This window comes from Aureibacter tunicatorum (assembly GCF_036492635.1).
GTDB lineage: Bacteria > Bacteroidota > Bacteroidia > Cytophagales > Cyclobacteriaceae > Aureibacter > Aureibacter tunicatorum.
Window position 1 is genome coordinate 32,289 of sequence record NZ_AP025305.1, and the last position, 26,992, is coordinate 59,280.

Consider the following 26,992-nt stretch of genomic DNA (forward strand, 5'->3'; position numbering starts at 1 on the left):
TATCTAAAAATGATTAATCATAGATCTTTCAAGCACTCTATTTTCTTTGTCCCTCTGATGATGATCTTGAGTGCTGTTTGCTTCAGGCTTTCATGGCCTGTTAATGAAATTACGCCTCTTATTTTTATTTCATTCGTGCCATTGTTGGCTTCCCTTCAAGTGATAGAGGAATCATCGAGAAAATGGAAGACGAGAAGAGCTTTTATCACGACATATACATTGTTTATAATATGGAATATTAGCACCACTTGGTGGGTAAGGCATGCCACTATGGGAGGCGCTGTTGCGATGGTCGTGCTCAATAGTTTATTTATGGCATTGCCTGTAATGTGCTATTTTTTTACATTGCGTGTGACAAGAAGTTTGACTTGGTCATTGGGAAGTTTTGTGATTTATTGGCTGGCGTTTGAAAAGATTCATCTCACTTGGGACATATCATGGCCTTGGCTGACATTGGGCAATGCATTTGCCATGAAGCCAGAATGGGTGCAATGGTATGAATACACAGGAAAGCTGGGAGGCAGTTTATGGGTATTGATGGTTAATGTTTTTATTTTCAGCGTTTGGAATAAGTATTTATCCGATTCTTATAAGAGCAAGGTTCGATTGAAAATGATCATTGCTTCCTTGTTGTTGATATTGTTGCCGATGATCTTTTCAAGCTATATATATCATCATTATAATCATAAGGGAGAATCTGTGGAGGTCGTGGTGGTTCAACCTAATATTGATCCTTATAAAGAAAAGTTTGAGGGAGGTAAAAATTATATACCTGTCAGGGAGCAAGTTGATAGGTTTATTAGCATGTCGAAGGAAAAGCTATCTGATAGCACTGCATTCTTATTGTGGCCGGAAACCGCTATTGATATCAATGCCAATGAAGAGAAATTGACGCAATACAGGTTTGTCAGGGAAATATTGAATTTCAAATCGAATTATCCTGAGTTATCTTTATTGACGGGTTTGACTACTTACAAGGTTCAAGAAGAAAAGAAGAAAACCTCCACATCTAGGTTTCGAGAAAATATAGGTTATTATGATGTGTACAATACTGGTTTGTTTATAGATAAGAAAAATCAGTTGCATTTTTATCATAAATCGAAATTGGTTCCGGGAGTTGAAATTGTTCCCTATCCTGAGATTTTCAATAATATTTCTTATGCTTTTGATTTGGGAGGAACAGTTGGAAGTTTAGGTATTCAGGATGAAAGATCTAATTTTAATTCAGGAGATGTGGCTGTGGCTCCTGCGATATGCTATGAGTCTGTATATGACGACTTCATGGCGGAATATGTGAAAAAGGGATCTCAGATAATATTTTTGATTACCAATGATGGTTGGTGGGAGAACACTGAAGGACATAAACAACATTTGAGGTACGCATCGTTATTGGCTGTTTCAACAAGAAGGTCTATTGCTAGATGCGCGAATACTGGGATTTCAGCTTTTATAGATCAAAGAGGAAATATTACGAAAGCCACAAAGTACTGGGAACCTGCTGTAATTCGCTCTGATGTGGAACTTAATGAATTTCAAAGCGTATTTGTTAGGTATGGCGATTATATCGGCAGGATGAGTGAGTGGTTCGCCCTCTTCATACTCATATCAACGATAGTTCGCTATAAGATTTATGGCATTCGCAAAAACTAAAATTTTAAAGCAAGCGAATATTTTTATGATGAATTCAATCGATCAAATAGTATCTGAAACCATTGAAGTAGCCAAAAAGGCTGGTCGCTTTATAAGAAAAGAGAGCGAAGGTTTTGACTCTTCCAAAATAGAGACCAAAGGATTGCATGATCTGGTTTCATATGTTGACCGCAATGCTGAAAAGATAATCATTGAAGGCTTGCAGGAAATATTGCCTGAATCTGGATTTTTGACAGAGGAAGGCATGATTGAATCCGAGAGAAAAGAGTATACTTGGATTGTGGATCCTTTGGATGGCACGACAAACTTCTTGCATGGATTGCCCATTTACGCAGTGAGCATAGCATTGATGCATAATGATGAGTTGTTGCTTGGTGTTGTATTCGAGCCGAATAGAGATGAAGTATTTTCTGCGATCAAAGGCAAGGGAGCTTTTTGCAATGGCGAAAGAATCTCAGTAAGCGACAAATCCGACTTGGGTGAAAGTCTTATAGCCACAGGTTTTCCATTTACCTATTTCGAGCATTTGGATTCTTATTTGAAAATACTTGAAAGCTTAATGCGTTCTACTCATGGAATAAGGCGCATGGGTACAGCGGCTGTTGATTTGGTGTATGTGGCTTGTGGAAGAATGGATGCTTTTTTCGAATACAACCTAAAGCCATGGGATGTTGCCGCTGGAGCTTTGATCGTAAGCGAGGCTGGAGGACAAGTTTCTGACTTCCATGCAGGCGGCGATTATGTGTTTGGAAAAGAAATTGTCGCAGGTGGCAATGTAACGAAACAACTGCTAGCGTCTATCAGCAAGTATTGGAAATAAGTAAAACTATAAGGCTATGATTCAGAATTTGATCGTTATTTTTCTTTTCGGAATATCTGTTTTTTATGTTTTTAGAAAATTTTTTCCGATAAAAAAGAATTCCAACAGTGAAAATTCATGTCAATCCTCAGGATGCTCTAAATGTTCCGCCAGCGTGGAAAAATCAAGTCAAAATTAGTTTCGTCTTATAATATTTCGTTAAAATCAATTTTTTGAAAGCTTTCATTTGACTTTTGCAGGGATAAGCATTTCGTTATTGGTTTAATTTTATAACATAATATTGGTTTAGTTAATTTAATTGCATGGTATTTGGTCGATTTTACGCGTTTAAATAAAGTTGATTGCTAAATATTTTAATTTTAAATTTAGGATAATCGAGTATATGATATCATCAGAATAACATTAATGAGTGTTATTTGGTATCTTTTTCATAGGCAAAGTTTTTTTAAAAAAAGTATGAATTATGAAGTTGCCAGAAGAGTATAAACACCCTTATGAATTTGACCCGAAATTCAAGAAATCAGTCGTTTACTTCTCAATGGAATTCGCCATTGACCAACCTTTGAAGATATATTCAGGAGGTTTAGGTTTCTTGGCGGGCTCGCATATGAGGTCGGCTTATGAAATGAAGCAGAATACTATAGGCATTGGAATTTTGTGGAAATATGGATATTATGATCAAATTCGCAAAGGAGATCAATCCATGGATGTTCTTTTTCAAGAAAAGAGATATAGCTTCTTGAAGGATACCAAGATCAAGTTCAATATTGAAATCAATGATCATCCGGTAGCTGTGAAAGTATACTATCTTGATCCTAAAGTTTTCAATACTGTGCCAATGTTCTTGTTAAGCACAGACCTACCTGAAAACGATTATTTGGCTCAATCCACGTGCCATAAGCTTTACGACTCAGACCCATCGGCAAAAATAGCGCAGAGCATTTTGCTTGGAGTTGGAGGAGCTAAGCTTCTTGATATGTTGGATTACGATCCGGAAGTATACCATTTGAATGAAGCGCATGCATTGTCGGCGGCGTTTTATTATTATGACAAGCATAAAGACCTTAAAAAGGTAAAAGACAAGTTTGTTTTTACAACACACACGCCAGAGGAAGCGGGGAATGAGAAGCATGATATTGGCTTGTTGGATAGAATGGGCTTCTTCTGCGGAACGCCTTTGGAAGAAGTTCGAAAAATCACTGGAGTAAAGGATTCGATATTCAATCATAGCTTGGTGGCTTTGAGACTTTCGCATATTTCCAATGGTGTGTCCAAATTGCATGGCGAAGTGTCCAGAGGAATATGGGGAGGACAAAAAGAAATTTGTCCGATAATCCATGTTACAAATGCGCAAAATAGAACTTACTGGGCGGATAAAGATCTTGAGGACGCCGCTTTGAGTGGTGATAAGGAAGCTTATTGGAAAATCAAGAGAAAATTCAAGGAAGAATTATTCGCTGAGGTTGCTGATCAAACTGGAGAATTGTTTGATCCGGATGTATTGACGATTGTATGGGCTAGAAGGTTTGCTGAATATAAAAGACCAGATCTGATAACAAGAGATGCCGCAAGGTTCCACAGATTGATGAGAAGAAAGGATCAACCGGTGCAAATTATCTGGGCAGGAAAGCCTTACCCAATGGATTACAATGCCATTCACACTTTCAATAGTTTAGTGAGAATGACTGAGCATTACAATAAAGCGGCAATTCTTGTAGGATACGAGTTGAAATTATCTCGTTTGTTGAAGAAAGGCTCTGATGTTTGGTTGAATAATCCGAGAATTACCAGAGAAGCTTCTGGAACAAGCGGTATGACCGCAGCGATGAATGGTTCTGTAAACTTGTCTACAGATGATGGTTGGATACCTGAGTTTGCTAAAGACGGAAAGAATAGCTTCGTACTGCCTGCTATCGACTACAAGTTGCCTGTTCACGACCAAGATCTTGAAGACTTGAACAACTTGTATGATATTCTAGAGAACAAAATCATTCCTAGCTATTATGAAAAGCCGGATCATTGGTTTGATATTGTAGTAAATGGAATCAAGGATGTGGATTCGTTCTTTGATTCAGGAAGAATGGTGACAGAATATTACGACAACGTTTATAACTATAAGAAATAATATTAAAAAAAGCCTTCAATTAAGAAGGCTTTTTTTATGATGTCTTTTTGTAATTGGCAACAGCAGCGACGTTCACTACGATTGCATAAATGGTAATCACTCCAAACATCCAACTCACATCTTCAAAGCCGCTGCCTTTCATAAGCACCATACGATTGACATTGATCAAATATGTCAGCGGATTGCACCATGCGATATATTGAGCCCATTGAGGCATGGAATCCAGAGAGGTGAACATTCCGCTCAAGAGAATGAATATCATCATGAAAAACCAAGCGATAAACATAGACTGTTGTTGTGTATCATTGAATGTGGAAATCAACAAACCTATGCCCAATACGCATATCATGTAGATAGCGGCAAAGCTGAATATGATCCAAAGGCTGCCAAGAAATACTATGCCATAGACAATCTTTGAAGCAAATAGTCCTAAGGTGAGCACAAACATGCCGATAATCCAGAATGGAAGAAGCTTGCCTATAATAAACTCATGTTTTTGTATAGGTGTAACATTGATTTGCTCGATCGTGCCTATTTCCTTCTCTTTGACAATATTCATGGAGGATTGAAATACGCAAATCATGGTTACCAACACTGCCAATATGCCTGAGACCATGTATGGCTTGTAGTTGAGTTCAGGATTGTACCAGTATGAAAATGTCGTTCTGATGACAGGCACATCCCATATGCCGGATAATGTTCCTCCCCAGTCCATGCGAATCTCTTGATTGTAGGTCTGGATGATGCTTTGGGCATAAGATGAGAGTATACCGGCTTTTGAGCCATCGATGGCATTCATTCGCATCATAAGCTTAGCATTTCCCTTGCTAGAGAGATCTTTGCTGAAGTTTTGAGGAATGATCATGATCATGTCCGTTTTGCCATTGATGATTTCTTTTTCCGCTTCTTTTTGTGAAAAATAGCTAGGCAACACTTCAAAATATTCGCTTCCTTCAAAGTTGCTGATCAAGTTTCTGGATGTATGGCTCATGTCTTGATCCACTATGATGATTTTGCCATTTTTGATTTCAAATGTTGCTGTAAGAGGCAACACCAAAATCTGAACTATAGGCATAATGAATATCATAGGAATCATCGACTTGTTCCTGAAGATTTGCAGAAACTCTTTTTGCAATAGAAATTTTATTGTTCTCATGGCTCAAGTCTGATTTTGAATTTTTTAATACTGATTGATATAAGCACAAAGGCCATTGTCGCGAGAATCAATGTTTGCTTCCAAAGCACCTCAAGACCGACACCTTTGAGCATAATGGATCGAATGATATCAATATACCATCTTGCTGGCATGATAGTGCTGATGTATTGAAGAGCCTTAGGCATATTTTCTATTGGGAATATATACCCGGATAGTAAAATAGAAGGCATCATCAGCGCGAATAGACTTTTCATCAGCGCTACTTGTTGCGATTCGGAAGTTATTGATATCAGAGTTCCCAATGCCAGTGACACAAGCACATAAAGCAACGATTCTCCAAATAACAGGAGCAAGCTTCCTTTGACAGCAACATCAAAGACAACATACCCAATGAACAAGATGACGCATGCATTAATGAAGGAAATTACTATATAAGGAAGCAACTTGCCGACAATAATCATCCAAGGTTTCAAAGGCGAGGCCAATAGGATTTCCATAGTACCGAGCTCTTTTTCCTTAGTCAGTGAGATAGAAGTTATCATCGCTGATACTATAAGCAAGATTACTCCTAATATCCCTGGAACAAATAATTTTGCGCTGGCTAAACTTTCATTGTAAAGCATTCTGACTTCAGGAATAATTGTGTATTGCATTTGCTCTCCTGAGCTTAGTTCCTTTTGAAAACTTCCGATGATTGCTGTCAAGTAGTTGTTGATGGTAGTGGCTGAGTTGGGGTCTGAGGCATCAAGAAGAATTTGAATATCAGCGCCTTTACCATTCCTTAAGTTTCGCTCAAAGTTTTGACCTAATACCAGTACAACTTTTGCATTTCCATTTTTGAATGTGCTCTCTGCATCAACGATATTGTATACTGATCCCGCATAGTCAAAATTATCCGTTGAGACGATTTTGTTTTTGAGCCTTTCCGTAGTCTGGTCTTTCGATTGGTCGAAAAACATGATGTCCACATGCTCCACTTCATTTCTAATGGCATAACCAAATATCATTACCTGAATAAGAGGCAAGCCGAATACTACGAGAATCGTTCTGGAGTCTCTGAGTATGTGGAGGATTTCTTTTTTTACAAAATGAAATAACTTGTTCATGGTCGGGCTAATTTAAGAAATACATCTTCCATAGAGTTGACACTAAATTGCTCTTTCAGGCCCGCAGGACTGTCAAGAGCTTCTATTTTTCCGCTAACCATGATGGATACTCTGTCGCAGTATTCAGCTTCATCCATATAGTGAGTAGTGACAAAGATTGTCATACCTCTGTCAGAAGCTTGATAGATCATATCCCAGAATTTCCTTCTCGTAACAGGATCGACACCGCCTGTTGGTTCGTCCAGAAAGACAATTTTTGGATCATGGAAAATAGAAACCGAGAAAGCCAGCTTTTGCTTCCAGCCCAGTGGAAGCGAGCCTACAAGTTTGTTCGCTTCGCTTTCCATGCCAAGATCAGCCAATAATGCCGATGAATTTTCTTTGATCTGTCGATCAGCCATGCGGTAAATTCCTCCAAAAAAACGGATATTTTCCTTGATGGTAAGATCTTCATACAGCGAGAACTTTTGGCTCATGTATCCGATGTTTTGCTTAATTTTCTCAGTTTCTTTCCAAACGTCATATCCAGCGACCATTGCTTGCCCAGAAGTGGGGATGGACAGTCCCGAAAGTATGCGCATAGCGGTAGTCTTTCCAGCTCCATTGGCACCCAGAAATCCGAATATTTCACCTTTTTTGACTTCAAAGCTGATTTCATTGACCGCCGCGAAGGTCCCGAATCGCTTGGTGAGTTTATCGGCTTTTATGATCAGGTCATTTTCCATTGCTTTCCTCCTTTCCCAATGCCATGAAGCTGTCCTCGATTGTAGGTTTTCCTGGCAATATTTCCAAACCTTCTATATCGCTTAACTCATTGATTAAAGCTTCGCTTAATTGCTTGTCCTTGGCAATTGTGACATGCACATGTTCGCCAAAAGAATAAGCGGAGATCACTTCCGGAATGCTTCTTAATGTATTGAGAAGCTTGAACATATCCTTAGCTTTGATCCATAGAAGTTTGTTTTCATAGTCGTTGGCAATACTTTCCGGACTGTCGATTTTTAATATTTCTCCATCTTGTACCAAAGCGACTCTGTCGCAACTTTCAGCTTCATCCATGTAAGGCGTGGATACGATTATGGTGATGTCTTTTTCCTTGAGCTTTTTGAGCATATGCCAAAATTCTTTTCGGGAAACAGGATCAACACCCGTCGTAGGTTCATCAAGCAATAGAACCACAGGCTTATGGATCAACGCGCAACAAAGGGCTAGCTTTTGCTTCATTCCCCCGGACAATGCTCCGGCTCTGCGATCCTTGAAGGGTTCTATTTGCACATAAATGTCTTTGATCAAATCATAATTGGCTTCGATAGTCGTGGAGAACATCGATGCAAAAAATGATAAATTTTCCTCAACGCTAAGGTCTTGGTATAATGAGAATTTGCCGGGCATATAACCAATGCACTCTCTGACATTCTCATATTGATTAACAGGATCAAAGTCGTTTAAAGTTATTTTTCCGCTATCAGGAATGATAAGCGAAGCCAGCATTCTGAATATTGATGTTTTGCCAGCGCCGTCAGGGCCTATCAATCCGAATATTTCTCCTTTATTGACACTGAATGAAATATTCTTGACAGCCTCTACTTTTTTGTAGTTTTTGACTAGATTCTCTACAGTTACCATATACATCGCCATCTAAAACCATACTTCTGCAGGCATCCCAATTTTAAGAGAACCATCATTTTTTACCCTTATTTTTATAGCATAGACTAGGTTCACTCTTTCTTTTTTCGTCTGAATAGTCTTGGGTGTGAATTCTGCTTCGCTTGATACCCAAGTGATTGTTCCTGAATATTCTTTGGTCTCTTTTTTAGACTTGTCGATTAAGACTTTGACAGTCTGTCCAAGTTTGATGCTGTGAAGTTGAGTTTCATCCACAAATGCCCTAAGATCTAGTTCAGAGAGGTTGGAAATTCTATAGAGAGGCTTTCCTGTGGAAGTGTATTCGCCTTCTTCCGCTAATTTAGTCAAGATAATGCCATTGATAGGATTGGTGATTGTCGCTTTTTCAATTTGATCATTTACTTGGTCTATTTGAGCTTGTATGGAATAAAGTTCAGTGTCGATAGACAAATAATTTGTTTGAACGTTTTTGATTTGGTCTTTTAGTACGTCCACTTGACCGTTAGCTTGATCGAGTTGCTGTTGCGTGGCCGCGGCGTCTTCAAATAGTTTCTTTACTCTGTTAAGCTCAATTTGAGCGGTATTAAGTTGAGATTTAAGAACTTTCACTTGGGTAAGAACATTTGGCTTTTTAGCTTCCGTAGATTCTATCTTTGCTAAAAGGACATTCTTTTGAAGGTGAAGGGCGACAGTATCCACTTGACCAACTATCGAATTTTGCGTTTTTGAATCTCCTTCTTCAAGATTGAATGAGATCAATTTGCCATTAGCCTCTGCGGAAACGGTAACTTCAGTGGATTCAAAGTTGCCATAAGCATCCGCTTTTTCTTCTTCATTGCAGCTTGAGAATGCCACTATCGCGATTGTAAGCAATATAAGTTTATTTAATATTTTCATGTCTGTATTATTCTATTTTGAAGACTAAGTCCTTAGATGATTAATTTATTAAAACCCTAAAAGTGTTTCCAGTCCGTATTTGGCTTGTATAAGCTGGATTCTGTGCATGTTTTTTCTTACCGTCGCATCTTTAGATTCATTGACTGCTTTTACAAAGTCGGAGCCGTTGATTACTCCATTTTTGAGCCTTGATGATTCGGCTTGGAGTATTCGTTCTCTGATTTCAATTTCTTCATCATCTTTTGAAAGCAGGCTTTGGTATTCATCTATGTGCCTGTTCTGTTTTGAAATAGCTGTTTCCAAATCTTGTAAAAACTGGTCCTTTTCCTTGTTTATCATTTGGACTTGCAGGGTATTCAGCTTTTTCTGGTTTTTCGTTTTCTTCCAGTCATAGATATTCCAAGAGAATTTGGCTCCAAACTGATAGTAGAAGTCGAAATTCGGGTTGAAAAAGTTGTAGCCCGGCTGGCCATAACCTGTGATGCCAAAAGCTTCCAGTTTAGGCATTCGCAATGAAGTATAGACTTCGTTTTGACCTGTCAAAAGGTTAATCTGCTCATCCATTAGCTTAAGTTCCGGTCTTTGAATATTTTCAATATTCAAAGGCATGGCAGCTTCAGTATCGGTCAGCAGTAGTTGGTCTATACTTGACAAGTCGGTCGCAGTGTAAATGGATAAAGCATCCAGCACAGCTTTTTTCTGAGCATTAATGGTGACAAGCTGTTGATCTAGTTTTATATTTTCAGCTTTTAGATAATCTAGTTGATATGGAAGCACTGATCCTGCTTTTACTCTAGATTCCACTTCTTCCAGTTGCCTTCCTATGTTAGCCTTGGCCAAGTCAATGGATTTTTTATTTTCCTCGAGCAGAAAAGCGTTGAAAAACAAGGCGTCCACCTTTTGCTCATGGTTGTACCAATCAACTTCAAGTTTTTGAATTTCCGTAGAAGATTTAAGAGCTTCCACCTGTTTAAGCTGTTTGATATGTCCACCTTGATAGATCAATTGGTTGGCAGAAACATAAAATTGGTATTGATCCTTTGGCAAAGTTGGAAAACCAGGCACAGGCGCGTCTGGATGCGGAACATCGGAGACATACTTAGCTTCTCCCATGACGAAAATTTGAGGCAGTTGAGCGGCTTCAAGCATGCTGATTGACGCTTGCTCAGATTCATTCCACAAGCCTTTCTTTTGAAGCGTGAAGTAGTTCTCTTTTGCCAGTTCGCGGCAATCCTCCAGCGTATGGGTATTTTGCCCAAAAGCGACAATGCTGATGATCAGGTAGAGGCTTAAGGTCAAAATGACGGTTTTGAGTGTGTGTGAATTATTCATTTTTTACCTATTTGGGTAATCTATTTATAATAAAAAACGAGAGCAATTATTTGATAGACAAGCACTCTCTTATTTATAGGGATAATCCCGATGTATTTTATTTAATTATGAATTGCAAGGATTGTGCAGAATAGGATTTTATATGGCAATAAGATTTCTAATCATGCTTTTTATGATTGTTCTTCTTTGCTCTATAAATTTTGCGAATTCAGCTTCATCTTTGTCTATAGTCTCCTTGTATAAAGGTTTTATCAGAAAAGGAAAGGAAACCAAGGAGATGATGCTCATTCCAATATGCAAGAATGGAATAGGTTTTATAATTCCTTTTTCTATGGATTCTTGATGCTTTTTAATGAGTTTTTGCATCATATTGGTGCTGACAATAAGTTCTTTTCTCTTGATGAATATTTCAGGATCTTCATTGATTTCAGAAATGATAAATTTAGGCAAAAGAGCATTTTGCTTCATTGTATCAAGATATTTGTCTATGACCTGCTCAAGCATATCTGTAAAAGTTTGCTCTTCTTTGAATTCCAATGAAAGCTCTTTCCACATGATCAAAATACTCTCTTCAAAGACTTTGCTGAATAGTTTCTCTTTCGATTTGAAATAATAATGAAGCAAGCCTTTGTTTATGCTGGCTCTATCGGCAATAGCCTGCATTCTAGCGCCTTTGAAGCCTTTTTCGAAAAATTCGTTTTTGGCGGCTTCAAGTATTTTGTTCTGAGTGTTTTCTGAATTTTGCATAAATTTTTACCTATTTGGGTAAACATAAAGGCAATGTATTAACCAAATGGGTAAAAGTCAAATGATGAGGAAAAAAAATGAAATAAAAAAGGCCAATTATTTGGCCTCGTTCCAGTATCTATCCATTTCATCCAACGACATATCGCCGAGTTCTTTGCCTTCTTCCTTGGCTCTTTTTTCTATGTGATTGAATCGTTTGATGAATTTCTTGTTCGTCAATTCCAATGCTTCTTCAGGATCAATGTCTATGAATCGGGAGTAATTGACCAGTGAAAATAACAAGTCGCCGAACTCTTGCTTGGCTTTTTCCTTGTCAACAATTTCTCCTTGATTAAAATGCTCTTTGAATTCGGAAAGTTCCTCTTCGACTTTATTCCAAACATCTTGCTTGTTTTCCCAGTCGAAACCAACTCCTCTTGCTTTGTCTTGTATTCTGACAGCTTTGATTAAGGCTGGCAAAGATTTAGGAACTCCTTGCAATACTGATTTTTTGCCTTTCTCCTTAAGCTTTAGCTTTTCCCAATTTTGCTTAACTTCTTCCTCGTCGGCAACTTCTGTATCGCTGTAAATGTGAGGATGTCTGTACACAAGTTTGTCGCTGATGCCATTGAGCACTTCGGCAATATCGAATTTACCCAATTCATCAGCTATTTTGGAATAAAAGACAATGTGCAACATGATATCGCCTAGTTCTTTGCGAACCTCTTCGATATCATTTTCCAAGATAGCGTCGGAAAGCTCATAGGTTTCTTCTATGGTCAGGTGCCTAATGCTTTCGATCGTTTGTTTTTTATCCCAAGGGCAATTCAGTCTTAGCTCGTCCATGATAGTCAGCAATCGGCTGAATGCATCTAGCTTTTCTTGTCTTCGATTATCTTCAGGAGGTGTGATCAAGTTTTTCATATCCAAATAAAGAGCATTTCCATAAAATAAAAAAGTCTGCAAAGCTGTAAAGCCAGGCAGACTCAGGTTATTGAATACGTGTTATGAATTACAAAGTAAATAGACCTTCCACTGACAAGTATCTTTCGCCAGTATCATAGTTGAAGGTTAAGATTTTAGAGCCAATAGGAATCTCTGGCAGTTTCTTCGCGATAGCGGCTAGTGAAGCTCCTGTAGATATACCTGCGAATATACCTTCTTCTTTGGCCAATCTTCTAGCGAATTCGAAAGCATCGCTAGGGTTGACGGTGATTGCTCCATTAAGAATGTCTGTGTCCAAAATGCTTGGGATGAATCCAGCGCCGATTCCTTGTATAGGATGTGGTCCAGGAGCTCCTCCACTGATTACATTTGAAGACTCAGGCTCTACGGCGAATACTTTCAACTTTGTGTATTGCTCTTTGAGCGCATGCGCCACACCAGTGATATGTCCACCTGTTCCAACGCCGGTAATCATATAGTCAAAGCCTTCGGGCATGTCTTCGATGATTTCCTTCGCCGTTTTTTCGAAGTGAACTTTAGTATTGGCAGGATTGTCAAATTGCATGGGAATCCAAGCGTTTTCCATTTCCTCAGCCATTTGATTCGCTTTCTCAATCGCACCGGCCATTCCTTTTTCTCTAGGAGTCAAGACAAGCTCCGCTCCGTATATGCTCATCAGCCTTCTTCTTTCTATGGACATGGATTCTGGCATCACCAAGATAAGCCTATATCCTTTCACAGCAGCGACCATGGAAAGGCCGATTCCCGTATTTCCTGAAGTAGGTTCGATGATAACGCTGTTTTTGGTTAGGTTGCCTTTTTCTTCAGCGTCTTCGATCATGGATAATGCTATCCTATCCTTGATGCTCCCGCCTGGATTGGCTCTTTCCAGTTTCATCCATACTTCTATATCTTTGTTAAAAAGTCTGTTGATTTTAACAAGCGGCGTATTGCCTATGGTCTGAAGAATATTATTCGCTTTCATATGTAAGATTGTTTTGTATGGATATTCCTATACGGATATATATGATTCAATGTTATGAATCATACGATTGAAAACTATCATAAGTTAAAAAAGAAAAATGGAATATTCATATGTGTTTAATATAATTTTAAATTATTTCGGAAAATGATTTTTTGTAGAACAATAATGGATTTACTAATTCGATAGTTATAAAACTAATAATTACTAAATGGAATTTAATAATACAGAATTGATTGGCTATTTGGCCATGGTGTCCCTAATTATTTCTTTTTCCTTCAGGGATGTGAATAAGCTTAGGATTGTGAATACATTTGCTTGCACTTGCTTTGTGGTATACGGCATGTTGCTTAAAGCTTACCCAGTTGCTATTTCCAATTTTATTATCATTGTGATCAATATTGTTCAATTGGTTAGAGGAAATAGCAAGAAGGATTCTTGAAAACGGCAAAACAAAAATTCTAACCAAAGCTTATATTTCTTAGGAGGTTTTATCTATGGATTTTGAGTTGTTATTACAAATTTGCCAATATATCAGCTTGACCTTGTTCACCTATCTAGCGATCAAACAAAAGACTTATAGCTGGCTGTTTTGGATGATTTTTTTATTGGCCTTCGGATACTTGTTGCATTACAAGCATATGGGAGAGATGATTATGATGCAATTGGTGTACTTTGTCTTGGGCTTGTATTATTGGATCAAGTGGATAAGATTGGATATAAAAGTCAAACGATTGGCAGGGTCTCAGCATTTGATTATAAATATGGTGGCTTTGTGCTTGTTGGCGGTTAAAGTGGCGTTAAGAACTAGGCTGGACGATTTTGGGTTGCAATATGATGAAGACTTGACTTTATTTTTGATCAATTTATATACCTTGATTATTTTATACTTGATAGGAAATAAGATAATGTCTGCTTGGGTTTATGTGGGGATCGTTAATTTCGCAGGTGTATTTTACTTCTTCTATCATAGTTATTATTTCGCTTTGCTCTATTGTTTGGTGATAACAGGACTGTCTATTTATGGCTATATATCATGGTACGAAGAGTCAAAAGGCGAAGAAGACAGTGATCTTGCTGATTAAATCACTGTCATCTAGTACTAAAATCATGACTATTGCATGATTGGGTTGTTTTTAGCGTAATATCTGCAATAAGCTTTGATCCCGCATTCTTCGCATTTGGGTTTTCTAGCCAGACAAATGTATCTGCCGTGTAAAATCAACCAGTGATGTGCGGTGGCAATGTGCTCCTTGGGGATATTTTTGATGAGATAATTCTCCACTTCCAAAGGCGTTTTAGATTTCAAAGGCACAAGTCCTATTCTTTTTGAAACTCTGTACACATGCGTATCCACAGCCATCGAAGGCTGATCGAAAATTACTGATGTGATTACATTGGCGGTTTTTCTTCCCACTCCGGGAAGTTTTTGCAATTCTTTGGTTGTGGACGGAATTTCACTATCGAACTCCTCCACAAGCATTTTGCCCATGCCGAGCAAATGCTTGGTTTTGTTGTTTGGGTAGCTTACCGATTTAATGTATGGAAATAATTCGTCGAAGTTGGATGATGCCAAATGCTCTGGTGTAGGAAAGTCCTCGAATAGTTTGGGAGTGACTAAGTTGATTCTTTTGTCAGTGCATTGCGCGCTTAAGATCACAGCTACTAGCAATTCGAAAGGATTGCTGTAGTTAAGTTCTGTTTCGGCATCGGGGTTATGCTTCTGGAAGTAATCTATGATGGCGTCGTATCTTTCTTTTCTTCGCATTTTCATTTTGTTTCGGATATGCGAATTTAATAAAAAAGGATAATCGCGCCTTTATTTTTCGACCTTATTGATTTGATGGTTTTTTGAGTAGGCCAGAATATTGTTGATTACGCTTTCCGGAGCGCTTTTTTTGGCTGTGTTGATGAAATTGATGGTTTCAGCCATCTCTTGATAGGATTCAAATAACTCATTGTCATGCAAAAGAGCTATTTGAATATCTTGAGTTTCGTTAACGTTTGTTTCTCCATAAATATATCTCAGCAAGTCGTTAGGCGAGAATTTTTTCATGATGATTTAGGTTGTTTGTGTCAATCATTTTTTTTCTAAGATTGACGATAGCATAGCGCATTCTTCCAAGAGCAGTATTTATGCTGACATTGGTCTGATCTGCGATTTCCTGAAAGCTCATTTGCATGAAGTTTCTCATGATAAGCACTTCTTTTTGCTTGTCGGGGAGTTCTTCGATCAGAATTTTAAGAGTGGCGATGGTTTCGTCTTTCATTTTGATATCCTCAGCGCTTTCGGAAATAAGGTGCAGAGAGTCGATGAACTCATTGCGATCTTCCATTTCGACAGTAGGATACTTTTTTTGTTTGCGGTAATAGTCGATAGCTTTGTTATGGGCTATTCTCATTACCCAAGGGTAAAATTTGCCTTCTTCATTATAAAGCCCGGATCTGATTTTTTGTATCACCTTAAGAAATGTTTCTTGCATCAGATCCTGGGCTACAAAATCGTCTTTTACGATAATGTAAATTGTGGTATAAATTTTAGCTTGGTATTTTTTTACGAGTATTTCAAAAGCTTCTTCGTCTCCATTCATGTATGCCTTCATTAATTCGGCATCCTTGCGATTTGTTAGGGTTTCCATTGCAGTTCAGAATTTGGTTTCGTAGAGCTTTCGCCATATAGTTATTTTTGGGTTCGTAAAATAATGAATGTAGTCTTGTTTGTTTTGTTATTAGGGCCAAGGCCGTTTCTTAAGGCTTGTTTCCGTTAAACTGGATTTGTATAACACAAAATATAATAAATTAATTTAAGTAACAAGGAAAGTGTTAAAAAAATATTGAAAAGGGTAAATTTTTATCATTAATGCATTTGAGTGAATTAAGTAATTTTATACAATATTTTACTATTAGTAAATAAAATTAAAAATTGTAATAATAGACAAGACCTTAAGGCTAACTCGTGTATCGTTATTATTTTTGTTTTTATTTTCTATTCAATGAGAAACTTAGTTATTTCAAGAGTTTATGCAGTAGTGCAAGATTCTATCTAATTTTTAAAATCGCTATGAGTCAATATATATCTGTGGACAAGTTTGAGGAGTTGGATCCAAAGCAGTTTATTATAATCAAAGGAGCCAGAGTTAATAACCTTAAAAACTTGAGCGTAGCCATACCAAGAAATCGTTTGGTTGTGGTTACTGGCTTGTCAGGGTCCGGAAAGTCTTCTTTGGCTTTTGACACTTTGTTTGCGGAAGGTCAAAGGATGTATGTTGAAAGTTTAAGTTCTTATGCCCGTCAGTTTTTAGGACGAATGGAAAAGCCTGAAGTGGACTATATTAAAGGTGTTGCTCCAGCCATAGCGATAGAGCAGAAAGTGAATACTCGAAATCCAAGGTCGACTGTAGGCACTTCTACTGAAATTTATGATTATCTGAAATTGTTATTCGCAAGAGTGGGCAAGACCATTTCGCCTATAAGTGGAAATGAGGTAACGAAGCATAGCGTTACAGATGTGGTTGACTTTATCTTTGGGCATGAGGATGGAACTCGTTTGACAATTATGGGTCCATTGCGTATCCATGAAGAGAGGACTGTTCTTGAAGAGTTGAAGCTATTGCTAAGCAAAGGTTACACACGTGTGGTAGTGAACGGAGAACCAAAGTTTATTGAAGAACTTGTCAACGAAGAATTATCCGAGGAAGCGTCTATAAAGATATTGATTGATAGGATTGCGGTAAAGCATGAGGAAGAAGAGTATCAATATAGAGTAGCTGATTCTGTGCAAACGGCTTTCTTTGAAGGAGAGGGCGAATGCGAAGTACTTATCTTGGGAGGAGAATCATATACATTTTCAGATAAGTTTGAATTGGATGGAGTTCAATTTGAAGAGCCTTCCGTGAATTTGTTCACGTTTAATAATCCTTATGGCGCATGCAAAAAATGCGAAGGGTTTGGCCATGTGATAGGGGTTGATCCCGATCTAGTGATTCCAAATAAGAATCTTTCGGTATATGAAAATGCGATATTGCCTTGGAGAGGGGAAACCATGAAAAAGTGGAAAGAAGCATTGATCTCGCATGCAATGGACTTTGATTTTCCTGTGCACCGTCCAATTGCTGATTTGACAAAAGAGGAGGAAGAGCTTCTTTGGACAGGAAATAAGCACTTCAAAGGTTTGAATGCGTTTTTCAAGTTTTTGGAATCCAAGACGCATAAGATTCAGTATAGAGTGATGCTGTCTAGATACAGAGGGAGAACAATATGTCCAGAGTGCCATGGCACAAGGCTGCGCAAAGACGCTGGTTTTGTTAAAATAGGCGGCAAGTCTATAATTGATGTGGTATTGATGCCTGTGAAGAATTTAATCGATTTTTTTGATGGCCTGGAGTTGACAGAGCATGAATCAAAAGTAGCTAAGAGAATTCTCGCGGAAATAAGAAATCGACTTCATTACCTTGATGAAGTAGGTTTGAATTATTTGACTTTAAATCGTTTGTCTTCCACTTTGTCAGGTGGAGAATATCAAAGAATCAAGTTGGCTACATCGCTTGGAAGCGCTTTGGTGGGATCGATGTATATACTTGACGAGCCAAGTATTGGTTTGCACCCGAGAGACACGGCGCGATTGATAAGCGTGCTTAAGACATTGAGAGATCTTGGAAATACTGTGATTGTAGTGGAGCATGAGGAAGAAGTGATGAGAGCGGCTGACCAAATTATCGATATTGGTCCTGATGCAGGAAGTCATGGAGGAGAATTGGTATTCCAAGGAACTTTGGAGGAGCTTTCGAAAGAGAATAATACGTATACAGCCCGATATCTTAATGGCGAGAATAAGATTGATTTGCCCGAATATAGGCGACAGTGGAGGCGATTTGTTGAAGTGAAAGGTGCCAGAGAAAATAACTTGAAAAATATAGATGTGAAATTTCCGCTGGGAGTGCTTTCTGTTATAACTGGTGTTAGTGGTTCCGGCAAGTCTACATTATTGAGGAAGTTGTTGTATCCTTCATTAAGCAGGGCTTTGGAACTGGATACATTGGAAATCGGAAAGATGGATGAGCTTGTCGGAGATTATGACATGATCAAATCCATAGAGTTCATTGATCAAAACCCGATAGGTAAATCGTCTAGATCCAACCCTGTGACGTATGTGAAAGCTTACGACCCAATCAGGCAGTTGTATGCTGACCAAGCTTTGTCCAAACAAAGAGGGTATAAGCCAGCTCATTTTTCGTTTAATGTGGATGGAGGTAGATGCGAAATGTGCCAAGGAGAGGGTACTGTTAAGATAGAAATGCAGTTCATGGCGGATTTGTATCTTACTTGCGAGAGTTGTCAAGGCAAAAGATTCAAGAAAGAAATTTTGGATGTTCAGTATAATGAAAAGAATATATCGGACGTGCTTGATATGACTCTTGCAGATGCGATGACATTTTTTGAAGGAAAGCCTGCCATCGTCAATAAATTGAAACCGCTTTACGACGTTGGCCTTGGATATATCACATTGGGGCAATCAGCTAGTTCACTGAGTGGAGGTGAAGCGCAAAGAGTCAAGCTAGCCTCATATTTAGGCAAGTCCAACTCAAGAGGAGACGATCATAAACTATTTATTTTTGATGAGCCCACAACAGGTTTGCATTTTCATGACATAAAAAAATTATTGAATGCAATCAATGAATTGATAAAAATGGGGCATTCGGTTATTATAATCGAGCATAACATGGAAGTGATCAAAACCGCGGACTGGATTATTGATTTGGGGCCGGATGGGGGTGAAAACGGAGGTTATTTGAACTTTGCGGGAACTCCTGAGGATATGGTCAAGCTTGATGATAATCATACGGCAAAGTATTTGAGAGAACATTTGCAATAAATTTGGTATAGCTTCAGTTTACTATCATAAAAAATTATCTGTATTGTTATAAAAGAAATAATATGGAGTCTATTTGTTAATTAAACAAATGTTTCTAAATTGACGTTTGTATTACATATGTAGCACATAGTGTTATAATGTTAAATACACAAATAGACAAAAGATGAGCGATAAAAAAATGGGAAAAACCGAAGAATCAGTGAATGTAAGCTTGCGACTTAAGCGCAAGAGCATTGACCGAATAGAAAAAGTAAGCGAATTACTTCATACTACAAACAGAACTCAAGCGATTTCAACTTCATTGGCATTGGCCGAAGCTATACTTAAGCGATTTAAAGATGAGCCGATCGTATTATTGAACCCTGACGGTACCAAAGAAACTATAACGCTCGTATAAATCATTTGATTTTCAAACAAAACACAACTCGCTGCCAATAGTATATCAGCGGGGGATTTTTTTATGCCCAAGCAACAATACACTACGTCAAGCTCAGACCTTAACTTGACTGAAGAGGAAGATTCCGCTGTTGAATATCGGACTGCTTCCAAAGAAGATCTGCACCCAAATGACAAGCTGAAATTTGCCAAGATGACTCTATTGGGATTGGGAATTTTAGCTGTATCGGTTATAGTCATGCATTTTTATTTGATAATAAAGCATGGTTCAGATAAACTTGAAACAATAGTTACCGCCGTTTTTACAGCTGTTGTTACTCTTTCCACATCTATCATTACATTTTATTTTAAGGATACTAGAAGGTAAAAGGCTTATTTATCAATGCTTTACCCAAATCAATAAAAAGTATCTGATATCCTACATTTAGTATAAATTATTGGGATGACTTAAAGATACCTTTGTAAGGTATTCAAAAGATTATTCTTAAAGTCAACATTAATTATTTATAAAAATGAAAAGGACAGTATTAATCACAGGAACATCAACTGGTATAGGAAAATCGGCTGTAAAGAAATTTCATGCTGAAGGCTGGAATGTAATTGCCACTATGCGCAACCCTGAAGCAGGGAAGGAGCTTGCTCAGTTGGACAATGTGTTGGTTGCGGAGCTGGATGTGACAAAGATTGAGACGATTGAAAGTGCGATCGAATCAGGCATAGAAGAATTCGAAACGATCGATGTAGTCATCAATAATGCTGGATATGGCACTATGGGACCTTTGGAAGGTGCTTCAGAGGAATTGATGAAGCATATTTTTGAGGTGAATGTATTTGGAGTGGCAAGAGTTACTAAAGCTATTTTGCCTCATATGCGCGGCAATAATAGTGGACTTATCGTAAATATCTCATCGATAGTAGGTAGAGCTACTTTTCCTTATCAAGCTTTGTATCACTCCACCAAACACGCACTGGAAGGACTAACCGAGGATTTGCAATATGAATTGAGGCCTTTGGGAATAAGAGTTAAGTTGGTAGAGCCAGGAGGTGTTAACACTGAATTTTTGAATAGTATCGCTTATACTGAGGTAGACGGAATAAAAGAATATGAGCCGGGCCTGGAGAAATATTATAAAGCGATAAAGAATTATACGCCAGAAATGCTGAGCACATCAGAACAAATCGCGGATGTAGTCTTTGAGGCTTCGACTGACGACTCCAATACTTTGAGATATTTGGCCGGAGAAGATGCTAAGCAAACTCAACAAGCAAGATCGAATATGTCAGATGAGGAATTTTATCAAATGATGAAAGATCAATTTAAGCTATAGTATAGCTGAATTTCTTATAAAATAAGTTTATTCTATGGCAAACTTGAGCATATATATATTGTCATTTATCATGTTGACAAGCGCTGTGGCGCATATTGTCGCTCCTGAGTTTTACAAGGCAATGATACCGAGTTTTATACCTTTTCTTGTGGCGAATATTTTGGCGGCTTTAGCTGAAGGAGCAATAGGCATATTGCTATTAATTCCGAAGTACAGACACATTGGAGGTCTGGGCTTTATGTTATTGATGATGGCTTTTTTGCCAGTGCATATGTGGGATTTAGTTAGAGAAAATCCAGCAATCGGGCCTCCACCAGCTCCTGCGATTCGCTTGGCGTTTCAGTTTGCGCTGATATATGTTGGGTGGAGAATTTTCAAAAAGTTTTTAATGGCAAAAAGCAAAATTGATATATAGCAATTGGATTAATTGCATGGTGTTTTGAGAATGAGAGGCGTGGAAATTCACGCCTTATTTCTTTATATCTTCAACTTTGATAATCTTAGCTTTTTGTTCCGCAATTTTATTGCCCCATTCAGCTATATTTTTCAATAGAGGAATCAATGAAATCCCGAAGTCGGTTAACGAATACTCGACTTTAAGTGGAGGCTTGGTAGTGTAGACTTTTCGATTTACTATGCCATCGGATTCCAATTGCTTGAGTTGAAGGCTTAATGTTCTCTCTGTGACGACAGGCATTGTCTTTTTTAGTTCGTTGTACCTTTTAGGGCCATCTATCAAATGGTATAAAATGACGGTTTTCCATTTTCCTCCGATATAGTCCATGGTGATGCTGGTAGAGCATGGATATAGCTTTTCATTTATTTTAAATAATTCCGAGTCGCACTTAATCTTCATAGCATGTTTTGTTATGCTATCCAAAAGGATAGTTATTGTAAAGGTATTTTACATTAATTATTATTGCAACTATAAATTTTATAGTCATGTAATTAATAGTGTTATTTTATAAAAAATAGGATTGAGAAAATGAAAAAATACAGATTCTTACTAAAGAGTTCCTTGTTGTTGATAGCTATGCTTGTGACATTAGGAGCCTGCGAACAGCAAAATAAAAACTCAGAGTCGAAGAGTATTTCTGTTGACGAAAGTCAAAAAAAGATTCTTATTGTTCTTACGAGCAATGACAAGCTTGGAGATACTGGAAATCAAACAGGTTATTGGATAGAGGAATTGGCTAGTCCTTATTATGCATTCAAAAAGGAAGGCTTTGATGTAGTGATGGCATCTGTTAATGGTGGCTTGTCTCCATTTGATCCAGGCAGTGCCGCGGAAGGAGCCATTAACGAAGAAGGAAAGAAATTTCAAAATGATGAGGACGCTCAAAACTTGGTTCAAAATACGGTGAAATTGAGCGATATCAATCCATCTGATTTTGATGCTGTTTTCTATCCCGGCGGGCATGGACTATTGTGGGATTTAGTAAATAATTCTGAGTCGATAAGTTTGATAGAGTATTTTAATAATTCGGGCCAGCCAGTGGCTACTGTATGCCATGGACCTGCAGTATTGGCTAATGCCAAGCAAAAAGACGGTTCTCCATTAGTGCAAGGTAGAAAAGTGACAGGCTTTTCTGATGCCGAAGAATCAGCGATTTCTCTCACTGAGGTGGTTCCTTTTTTATTGGAAGAGAAATTTAGAGAGAGCGGAGCTGATTATAGCAAAGGAGAGAACTGGGCAAGTTATGTTGTCGTGGATGAAAATCTAATTACAGGACAAAATCCCGCTTCGTCATCAGCAGTAGCTGTAGAGTTGATTAAAAAATTAAAGCAATAAACTGCTTGAGTAAAAAGGCATGCGCTTTGTTCTTTTTATTATCTAATTATACTTGATATGAAAATTCGTCCAAATGCATTTTTTCAAGCATTTGCTTTTTGCGCATGCTTTTTTATCGTTTCAATAGTCTATGGACAAAAGCCGGTTAGATTGGCGAAGTTCAAGGGGATGCAAGTAACGGGAATAACCGTGTCCAGCTCGGGAAGAATATTTGCAAATTTTCCAAGATGGAGAAAAGATGTTCCTGTGTCAGTGGTAGAAGTAAGCCCTATTGATGGATCTTATAGCGACTATCCGGATACGGATTTTAATCGCTGGAAGATTGGAGACAAGCCGGAAGATATCTTCATGGCGGTGCAGTCTGTCATTGCTCATGAGAATAATTTATATGTGCTAGACACAAGAAATCCTTTGTTTGAGGGTGTTGTTGACGCTCCTCGGATATTTGTATTTGACTTGAGAGACAACCAATTGATAAAAACTTATAAATTAAGCGAAGGTGTTTTTCACAAGGATTCGTATATAAATGATTTGAGAGTGGATAACGAGCTTGGCAAGATTTACATGACCGATTCGGGGCATGCGGGATTAGTGATTCTTGATATGAAGTCTGGAAAAAACTTCAGGGTTTTGGATAATCATTATTCAACCAAAGCAGAAGCCAATTTTCTTACTATTGACGGAAAAAAATGGAAAAATACTGTTCATTCGGATGGAATTGCTTTGGATGAAAAGAAAGGAAAGCTATACTACCATAGTTTGACAGGGTACAGCTTGTATGCGGTGGATACCGAATCGCTAGCGGAGAATTCTCCAGCATTGGGGGAGAAAGTGGAATTGGTGAGCAAAACCCCAGCGCCTGACGGGATGATATTCGATAAAAAGGGCAATCTATATTTTGCGGATTTAGAACATCATAGCATTAAGTATTTGACTCCGAGAGGAAAAATAAAGACTTTGTATAAAGGCAAAAAAGTTAGGTGGGCGGATACTTTTAGTATTTTTGAAGATTATTTATACTATACCAACTCAAGAATTCACGAAGCCGACGGCGATATTTCCGACATGTATTTTTCAATTTATAAAATCAAGCTGCCATAATTTTTATTATTTTTCTTTGTTGGCTTTAGTAAGCAAAAGCATGCCTCAAGCATAGAGTTTCAGTAAAAACCATTCATGTAATCAGCTTGTAAACCATTCAGAAACCTTCTTGAAAGAGCTTCAGGGCGGTTTTTTATTTTTTTTAAAAGATCGATAATAATATAATAAATGTCTTCGTTCCACCAGTAGAAAAAATGATATTCTGTTTGGAAAAGACTATTAAAATAAGATGGATCAATAGGCTCATAGCGATTATGATGAGCATCCACATATTCAACGTAAGTGTGAATGTGGACGACCACTTATTGCCTATGACTCAGCAAAGGGTCGAATCCAATCAGATTGAGAGTTTTGTCGAATTGGCGGGTAGAATATTGGATGTGAATTACATGATTCCTGATTTGCCTTTTGGACAAGATGAGAACAAATTCTTTAGCGGCATAGTATTATTCAGCTGCGATGTCCCCAAGTTTGAATTGAACATCAACAATTGTACATATATAGACAAGTCGTTTTCGGCATTTTTCAAATACGCCGAGTACCAAACTCCAATCAAGGAGATTATTCCTCCTCCACCTAAATGTATTTCATAATAGGGCTTTCTTCATGCTAAGCGGTTTTGGACTTTGTATAAGTCAAAATGGCTGTAATAAGAAATAGCTCATCTTTTTAGTGGCATGTATCGCTGTTGCGTAGGCTTTCGATGATTATAAGGTAAGTCTTCAAGGCTTGGCATGCCCGCTCATTGATTCAATTTTTATTTAATTATTCTAATTATGAAATACATAATGACAGCTGTTATGTGGCTGGGCATTCATGCTATGGTTATTGCCGAAGAACGCATGACATTGTCTTTGCCACAGGCTGAAAAAATATTCTTAGAGCAAAATCTTGACCTTATCGCCAGAGAATTTGACATTTCTATTGCCGATGCGGAGATTTTGCAGGCTAAGCTTTGGCCAAATCCCGAGTTGAGATTGGAGTTCGCCGCTTATGATTTGGAAGACAAGAAGTTCTTCCAAACTGGTGACAGAGCCCAACGAATGGTGGAACTTATGCAAACAGTGAAGCTAGGCGGCAAGATTAAGAAAAATGTCGCAGTGAAAGAGGTGGAAAAAGAAATCGCGCAAGTGGAGTTTTACGACTTCATGAGAGAGTTGAAAAATATTCTCAGGGTTACATTCGCCCAATCATATTTTCAAAGCCAGATGGTGGGTATTTATGAAGAAGGAATTTCTCCTCTAAGCAATTTGATACAGAGCTATAAAGATGAGTATAACAAAGGCAATATTTCCAAAGCCGAATTGACGAGGTTAAGGTTTTTGCTTACGAGCCTTCAAAAAGAGCAACTGGACTTAAAGAACGAGCTCGTTGAGCAAAATTCAGAGTTAAAGTTATTGCTTAATTTAAATCCAAACGTGGATTTGGAGCTTGTTTTTGACGAAGAAAGATATGGTTTGAATCTGCTGGAAACTATCAATCAGGAGGATTATGTAGCTCAAGCTTTTGAAAATAGGTTTGATTATAAAGCCACTGAGCTGGAAAAGAAACTGGCAGGAGCTATTATAAAAGCCGAAAAAGCGGAAGCTATTCCTGATTTGGAGATTGGGATGCTTTACGACAGGAGAGGTTCTTTCCAAGCGGATTATTTTGGACTTCAGATGAATATTGACTTGCCGATATTTGATAGAAACCAAGGGAATATAGCCGCCGCGAAGATGCTATATGAGCAAAAGCAGGTAGAGTTGGAAGCTAGTGGCAAAAGAATTGAAAGCGAAACGCTTCAAGCTTATCAAATCTTGAAAAACAACGAGCAGTTGTATTTTGAGCTGGATAAAGAGCTTGGAGAAGATGCAAGTCTTGTGATGCAAGGCATTGTTGACAACTTCAAACTCAATCATTTGAGTTTATTGGAGTTCATAGACTTCTTTGAAAGCTATAAAGACAACTATGATCAATTTCTGCAAGTGAAATACGGTTTGTTTGACAGTATGCAGCAAGTGAACTATGCTACGGGCAAGGACTTTTTCACATTCTAACAACACTTAAACATTGATAAAAATGAAATCATTACAATATATATTATTGGCTGTAGCGGCTGTCATTTTAATGTCTTGCGGCGGAGAAAAAGAAGTTTCCAATGATGTCTCGCTTGACTTTTCCTCAAATGAGAAAGTGACGATAAGCCAAGCGATGGAAAAGAACTATAAGGAAGAACTATTCTTCAAAGGAAAAATCGAGGCACTGCCGGCATTGAATTTTGAGATTCCTTCTACAGTAAGCGGCAAGGTGATCTGGAGCGATTTGAATATTGGAGACCCTGTTAAGAAAGGACAAAGACTAGCAAGCATTTACTCTTACGAGATGGCTGATTTTCAAAAAGAAATCAAAGCTTCAAAAGCCGTTTTGGAAAGAGAAAAAAGAGAGTTTACCGCTGCGGAGAGCATGCACGCAAGTGGTTTGATATCAGCGGCAGAGTTCGAAGCGGCTAAAGCGGAGTTTGTTGAGGCAAAGTCGGAATATGATAAAAATATGCAACAGGCAAGATTATATGGCGACAATGGCCAAGCGACATTTCATATTAACTCGCCTGTGGACGGTGTGATCGTAACAAAAAATATTCGCAAAGGGCAACGAGTAACAGAGTCTTTTGAAGAATCAGCTTTTGTAGTGGCGGATCTTTCTCAAGTAAGAGTGAAGCTTAATGTTTTTGAATCGGATATTCGAAAGATCAAGAAAGGGAGCCAAGTCATGCTAAGCACTTTGGCCGATTCAGAAACAGTGATTGTAGGATATATTGACAGAATCAGCAGTGTCTTGGATCCTGAGTCAAAAGTCATGAGCGCGTATTTGACTTTGGACAATCCCGATAGAAATCTCATACCGGAGATGTTTGTAATGGCTAAAGTGCAAGAGCTTGAAGGCAAGATGCTTACAGCGGTTCCTTCCAAGGCTGTGATTTTTGATCAAGACAAGAATTTCGTGGTGAAGACTGATGGAAAAGATTATGAAATCGCCGAAGTGAAGCTTAAAGGAGAGCAAAATTCGGAGTACTTTATAGAAGGTTTGGCCAGCGGAGAAGCGGTGGTTAGCGCGGAAGCATTGATGGTGTATACAGCGATCAAACAGGCCTCTTAG

Annotated in this window: 29 protein-coding genes; 16 read left to right on the top strand and 13 right to left on the bottom strand. The window is 38.2% G+C overall.

Annotated elements, in window-relative coordinates; translation table 11 throughout:
- Positions 1–9: 9 nt before the first annotated feature.
- The 4 genes from lnt to glgP all read left to right on the top strand — a co-directional run bounded on the left by lnt (position 10) and on the right by glgP (position 4,595).
- The gene (gene lnt / locus AABK36_RS00105; protein ID WP_309936970.1) at positions 10–1,650 is read left to right on the top strand and encodes an apolipoprotein N-acyltransferase; all 1,641 of its coding nucleotides are present in this window, start codon (positions 10–12) and stop codon (positions 1,648–1,650) included.
- A 25-nt stretch (positions 1,651–1,675) separates the two neighbouring features.
- The gene (locus tag AABK36_RS00110) at positions 1,676–2,470 is read left to right on the top strand and encodes an inositol monophosphatase family protein (RefSeq protein ID WP_309936971.1); all 795 of its coding nucleotides are present in this window, start codon (positions 1,676–1,678) and stop codon (positions 2,468–2,470) included.
- 16 nt (positions 2,471–2,486) lie between these two features.
- Positions 2,487–2,648: a FeoB-associated Cys-rich membrane protein gene (locus AABK36_RS25380; RefSeq protein WP_374709111.1), complete on the top strand. Its 162-nt coding sequence runs from the start codon at positions 2,487–2,489 to the stop codon at positions 2,646–2,648.
- 285 nt (positions 2,649–2,933) lie between these two features.
- The gene (gene glgP / locus AABK36_RS00115; protein ID WP_309936972.1) at positions 2,934–4,595 is read left to right on the top strand and encodes an alpha-glucan family phosphorylase; all 1,662 of its coding nucleotides are present in this window, start codon (positions 2,934–2,936) and stop codon (positions 4,593–4,595) included.
- 34 nt (positions 4,596–4,629) lie between these two features.
- On the opposite strand, the gene AABK36_RS00120 is transcribed toward glgP, so the two are convergent.
- The 9 genes from AABK36_RS00120 to cysK form a co-directional block, all read right to left on the bottom strand.
- Positions 4,630–5,751 carry an ABC transporter permease gene (locus AABK36_RS00120; protein ID WP_309936973.1) on the bottom strand — a complete coding sequence of 374 codons (1,122 nt, stop codon included), beginning with the start codon at positions 5,749–5,751 and terminating at the stop codon, positions 4,630–4,632.
- A complete protein-coding gene (locus AABK36_RS00125) occupies positions 5,748–6,857 on the bottom strand; it encodes an ABC transporter permease (protein ID WP_309936974.1) in 1,110 nt (369 codons plus the stop codon). Before AABK36_RS00125 ends, AABK36_RS00120 begins: the two co-directional genes overlap by 4 nt.
- Complete coding sequence (locus AABK36_RS00130; RefSeq protein WP_309936975.1) at positions 6,854–7,582, bottom strand: ABC transporter ATP-binding protein; 729 nt, start codon at positions 7,580–7,582, stop codon at positions 6,854–6,856. The genes AABK36_RS00125 and AABK36_RS00130 overlap by 4 nt, the downstream gene beginning before the upstream one ends.
- Positions 7,572–8,483, bottom strand: coding sequence for an ABC transporter ATP-binding protein (locus tag AABK36_RS00135; RefSeq protein ID WP_309936976.1), 912 nt, complete (start codon positions 8,481–8,483; stop codon positions 7,572–7,574). Before AABK36_RS00135 ends, AABK36_RS00130 begins: the two co-directional genes overlap by 11 nt.
- A 12-nt stretch (positions 8,484–8,495) precedes the next feature.
- Positions 8,496–9,380: an HlyD family secretion protein gene (locus AABK36_RS00140; protein ID WP_309936977.1), complete on the bottom strand. Its 885-nt coding sequence runs from the start codon at positions 9,378–9,380 to the stop codon at positions 8,496–8,498.
- A 48-nt stretch (positions 9,381–9,428) separates the two neighbouring features.
- Positions 9,429–10,712 (bottom strand): TolC family protein, encoded by a 1,284-nt coding sequence (locus AABK36_RS00145; protein ID WP_309936978.1) that lies wholly within the window; start codon positions 10,710–10,712, stop codon positions 9,429–9,431.
- A gap of 138 nt (positions 10,713–10,850) precedes the next feature.
- Positions 10,851–11,459 carry a TetR/AcrR family transcriptional regulator gene (locus tag AABK36_RS00150; RefSeq protein ID WP_309936979.1) on the bottom strand — a complete coding sequence of 203 codons (609 nt, stop codon included), beginning with the start codon at positions 11,457–11,459 and terminating at the stop codon, positions 10,851–10,853.
- 96 nt (positions 11,460–11,555) lie between these two features.
- Complete coding sequence (gene mazG, locus AABK36_RS00155) at positions 11,556–12,362, bottom strand: nucleoside triphosphate pyrophosphohydrolase (protein ID WP_309936980.1); 807 nt, start codon at positions 12,360–12,362, stop codon at positions 11,556–11,558.
- A gap of 88 nt (positions 12,363–12,450) precedes the next feature.
- Positions 12,451–13,368: a cysteine synthase A gene (gene cysK / locus AABK36_RS00160; protein ID WP_309936981.1), complete on the bottom strand. Its 918-nt coding sequence runs from the start codon at positions 13,366–13,368 to the stop codon at positions 12,451–12,453.
- 208 nt (positions 13,369–13,576) lie between these two features.
- Between cysK and AABK36_RS00165 the strand changes: the two genes are divergently transcribed.
- Together AABK36_RS00165 and AABK36_RS00170 are read left to right on the top strand one after the other, a co-directional pair.
- Positions 13,577–13,807 carry a YgjV family protein gene (locus AABK36_RS00165; RefSeq protein WP_309936982.1) on the top strand — a complete coding sequence of 77 codons (231 nt, stop codon included), beginning with the start codon at positions 13,577–13,579 and terminating at the stop codon, positions 13,805–13,807.
- A gap of 55 nt (positions 13,808–13,862) precedes the next feature.
- Positions 13,863–14,450, top strand: a complete 588-nt coding sequence (locus AABK36_RS00170; RefSeq protein WP_309936983.1) for a nicotinamide mononucleotide transporter — start codon at positions 13,863–13,865, stop codon at positions 14,448–14,450.
- Positions 14,451–14,479: 29 nt separating this feature from the next.
- Here the strand turns inward: AABK36_RS00170 and nth are convergent, their stop codons facing one another.
- Genes nth through AABK36_RS00185 form a run of 3 tightly spaced genes read right to left on the bottom strand, consistent with a single transcriptional unit; the run spans position 14,480 to position 16,004 of the window.
- The gene (nth, locus tag AABK36_RS00175; RefSeq protein WP_309936984.1) at positions 14,480–15,133 is read right to left on the bottom strand and encodes an endonuclease III; all 654 of its coding nucleotides are present in this window, start codon (positions 15,131–15,133) and stop codon (positions 14,480–14,482) included.
- A 51-nt stretch (positions 15,134–15,184) separates the two neighbouring features.
- Positions 15,185–15,421: a hypothetical protein gene (locus tag AABK36_RS00180; RefSeq protein WP_309936985.1), complete on the bottom strand. Its 237-nt coding sequence runs from the start codon at positions 15,419–15,421 to the stop codon at positions 15,185–15,187.
- On the bottom strand, positions 15,402–16,004 hold the full coding sequence (locus tag AABK36_RS00185) for an RNA polymerase sigma factor (RefSeq protein ID WP_309936986.1): 603 nt from the start codon (positions 16,002–16,004) through the stop codon (positions 15,402–15,404). Before AABK36_RS00185 ends, AABK36_RS00180 begins: the two co-directional genes overlap by 20 nt.
- Before the next feature lie 422 nt (positions 16,005–16,426).
- Between AABK36_RS00185 and uvrA the strand changes: the two genes are divergently transcribed.
- The 5 genes from uvrA (at position 16,427) to AABK36_RS00210 (ending at position 21,376) form a co-directional block, all read left to right on the top strand.
- Positions 16,427–19,237 (top strand): excinuclease ABC subunit UvrA, encoded by a 2,811-nt coding sequence (gene uvrA / locus AABK36_RS00190; protein WP_309936987.1) that lies wholly within the window; start codon positions 16,427–16,429, stop codon positions 19,235–19,237.
- A gap of 163 nt (positions 19,238–19,400) precedes the next feature.
- A complete protein-coding gene (locus AABK36_RS00195; protein WP_309936988.1) occupies positions 19,401–19,634 on the top strand; it encodes a hypothetical protein in 234 nt (77 codons plus the stop codon).
- Between the two features lie 63 nt (positions 19,635–19,697).
- Positions 19,698–20,000 (top strand): hypothetical protein, encoded by a 303-nt coding sequence (locus AABK36_RS00200; protein WP_309936989.1) that lies wholly within the window; start codon positions 19,698–19,700, stop codon positions 19,998–20,000.
- A 145-nt stretch (positions 20,001–20,145) separates the two neighbouring features.
- A complete protein-coding gene (locus tag AABK36_RS00205; RefSeq protein ID WP_309936990.1) occupies positions 20,146–20,961 on the top strand; it encodes an SDR family oxidoreductase in 816 nt (271 codons plus the stop codon).
- Positions 20,962–20,995: 34 nt separating this feature from the next.
- A complete protein-coding gene (locus AABK36_RS00210) occupies positions 20,996–21,376 on the top strand; it encodes a DoxX family protein (RefSeq protein ID WP_309936991.1) in 381 nt (126 codons plus the stop codon).
- 54 nt (positions 21,377–21,430) lie between these two features.
- Here AABK36_RS00210 and AABK36_RS00215 read toward each other — a convergent pair whose 3' ends face one another.
- Entirely contained in the window at positions 21,431–21,817 is a 387-nt protein-coding gene (locus tag AABK36_RS00215; RefSeq protein WP_309936992.1) for a winged helix-turn-helix transcriptional regulator, read from the bottom strand.
- 129 nt (positions 21,818–21,946) lie between these two features.
- Between AABK36_RS00215 and AABK36_RS00220 the strand changes: the two genes are divergently transcribed.
- The 5 genes from AABK36_RS00220 to AABK36_RS00240 all read left to right on the top strand — a co-directional run bounded on the left by AABK36_RS00220 (position 21,947) and on the right by AABK36_RS00240 (position 26,992).
- The gene (locus tag AABK36_RS00220) at positions 21,947–22,753 is read left to right on the top strand and encodes a type 1 glutamine amidotransferase domain-containing protein (RefSeq protein ID WP_309936993.1); all 807 of its coding nucleotides are present in this window, start codon (positions 21,947–21,949) and stop codon (positions 22,751–22,753) included.
- Between the two features lie 57 nt (positions 22,754–22,810).
- On the top strand, positions 22,811–23,854 hold the full coding sequence (locus AABK36_RS00225; RefSeq protein WP_309936994.1) for an L-dopachrome tautomerase-related protein: 1,044 nt from the start codon (positions 22,811–22,813) through the stop codon (positions 23,852–23,854).
- Positions 23,855–24,060: 206 nt separating this feature from the next.
- The gene (locus AABK36_RS00230; RefSeq protein ID WP_309936995.1) at positions 24,061–24,447 is read left to right on the top strand and encodes a hypothetical protein; all 387 of its coding nucleotides are present in this window, start codon (positions 24,061–24,063) and stop codon (positions 24,445–24,447) included.
- 183 nt (positions 24,448–24,630) lie between these two features.
- The gene (locus tag AABK36_RS00235) at positions 24,631–25,893 is read left to right on the top strand and encodes a TolC family protein (protein ID WP_309936996.1); all 1,263 of its coding nucleotides are present in this window, start codon (positions 24,631–24,633) and stop codon (positions 25,891–25,893) included.
- A gap of 22 nt (positions 25,894–25,915) precedes the next feature.
- Positions 25,916–26,992, top strand: coding sequence for an efflux RND transporter periplasmic adaptor subunit (locus tag AABK36_RS00240; RefSeq protein ID WP_309936998.1), 1,077 nt, complete (start codon positions 25,916–25,918; stop codon positions 26,990–26,992).

Bases quoted from the DNA above. Each gene is read 5' to 3' on its own strand.
- AABK36_RS25380 (WP_374709111.1), top strand. From the start codon at position 2,487: ATGATTCAGAATTTGATCGTTATTTTTCTTTTCGGAATATCTGTTTTT.
- AABK36_RS00145 (WP_309936978.1), bottom strand. From the start codon at position 10,712: ATGAATAATTCACACACACTCAAAACCGTCATTTTGACCTTAAGCCTC.
- AABK36_RS00130 (WP_309936975.1), bottom strand. From the start codon at position 7,582: ATGGAAAATGACCTGATCATAAAAGCCGATAAACTCACCAAGCGATTC.
- AABK36_RS00220 (WP_309936993.1), top strand. From the start codon at position 21,947: ATGAAAAAATACAGATTCTTACTAAAGAGTTCCTTGTTGTTGATAGCT.
- uvrA (WP_309936987.1), top strand. From the start codon at position 16,427: ATGAGTCAATATATATCTGTGGACAAGTTTGAGGAGTTGGATCCAAAG.
- AABK36_RS00235 (WP_309936996.1), top strand. From the start codon at position 24,631: ATGAAATACATAATGACAGCTGTTATGTGGCTGGGCATTCATGCTATG.
- AABK36_RS00195 (WP_309936988.1), top strand. From the start codon at position 19,401: ATGAGCGATAAAAAAATGGGAAAAACCGAAGAATCAGTGAATGTAAGC.
- AABK36_RS00135 (WP_309936976.1), bottom strand. From the start codon at position 8,483: ATGGTAACTGTAGAGAATCTAGTCAAAAACTACAAAAAAGTAGAGGCT.
- AABK36_RS00120 (WP_309936973.1), bottom strand. From the start codon at position 5,751: ATGAGAACAATAAAATTTCTATTGCAAAAAGAGTTTCTGCAAATCTTC.
- AABK36_RS00150 (WP_309936979.1), bottom strand. From the start codon at position 11,459: ATGCAAAATTCAGAAAACACTCAGAACAAAATACTTGAAGCCGCCAAA.
- AABK36_RS00170 (WP_309936983.1), top strand. From the start codon at position 13,863: ATGGATTTTGAGTTGTTATTACAAATTTGCCAATATATCAGCTTGACC.
- mazG (WP_309936980.1), bottom strand. From the start codon at position 12,362: ATGAAAAACTTGATCACACCTCCTGAAGATAATCGAAGACAAGAAAAG.
- AABK36_RS00125 (WP_309936974.1), bottom strand. From the start codon at position 6,857: ATGAACAAGTTATTTCATTTTGTAAAAAAAGAAATCCTCCACATACTC.
- AABK36_RS00180 (WP_309936985.1), bottom strand. From the start codon at position 15,421: ATGAAAAAATTCTCGCCTAACGACTTGCTGAGATATATTTATGGAGAA.
- AABK36_RS00140 (WP_309936977.1), bottom strand. From the start codon at position 9,380: ATGAAAATATTAAATAAACTTATATTGCTTACAATCGCGATAGTGGCA.
- AABK36_RS00205 (WP_309936990.1), top strand. From the start codon at position 20,146: ATGAAAAGGACAGTATTAATCACAGGAACATCAACTGGTATAGGAAAA.
- AABK36_RS00200 (WP_309936989.1), top strand. From the start codon at position 19,698: ATGCCCAAGCAACAATACACTACGTCAAGCTCAGACCTTAACTTGACT.
- AABK36_RS00165 (WP_309936982.1), top strand. From the start codon at position 13,577: ATGGAATTTAATAATACAGAATTGATTGGCTATTTGGCCATGGTGTCC.
- glgP (WP_309936972.1), top strand. From the start codon at position 2,934: ATGAAGTTGCCAGAAGAGTATAAACACCCTTATGAATTTGACCCGAAA.
- AABK36_RS00210 (WP_309936991.1), top strand. From the start codon at position 20,996: ATGGCAAACTTGAGCATATATATATTGTCATTTATCATGTTGACAAGC.
- AABK36_RS00110 (WP_309936971.1), top strand. From the start codon at position 1,676: ATGATGAATTCAATCGATCAAATAGTATCTGAAACCATTGAAGTAGCC.
- AABK36_RS00185 (WP_309936986.1), bottom strand. From the start codon at position 16,004: ATGGAAACCCTAACAAATCGCAAGGATGCCGAATTAATGAAGGCATAC.
- lnt (WP_309936970.1), top strand. From the start codon at position 10: ATGATTAATCATAGATCTTTCAAGCACTCTATTTTCTTTGTCCCTCTG.
- AABK36_RS00215 (WP_309936992.1), bottom strand. From the start codon at position 21,817: ATGAAGATTAAGTGCGACTCGGAATTATTTAAAATAAATGAAAAGCTA.
- AABK36_RS00225 (WP_309936994.1), top strand. From the start codon at position 22,811: ATGAAAATTCGTCCAAATGCATTTTTTCAAGCATTTGCTTTTTGCGCA.
- AABK36_RS00240 (WP_309936998.1), top strand. From the start codon at position 25,916: ATGAAATCATTACAATATATATTATTGGCTGTAGCGGCTGTCATTTTA.
- cysK (WP_309936981.1), bottom strand. From the start codon at position 13,368: ATGAAAGCGAATAATATTCTTCAGACCATAGGCAATACGCCGCTTGTT.
- nth (WP_309936984.1), bottom strand. From the start codon at position 15,133: ATGCGAAGAAAAGAAAGATACGACGCCATCATAGATTACTTCCAGAAG.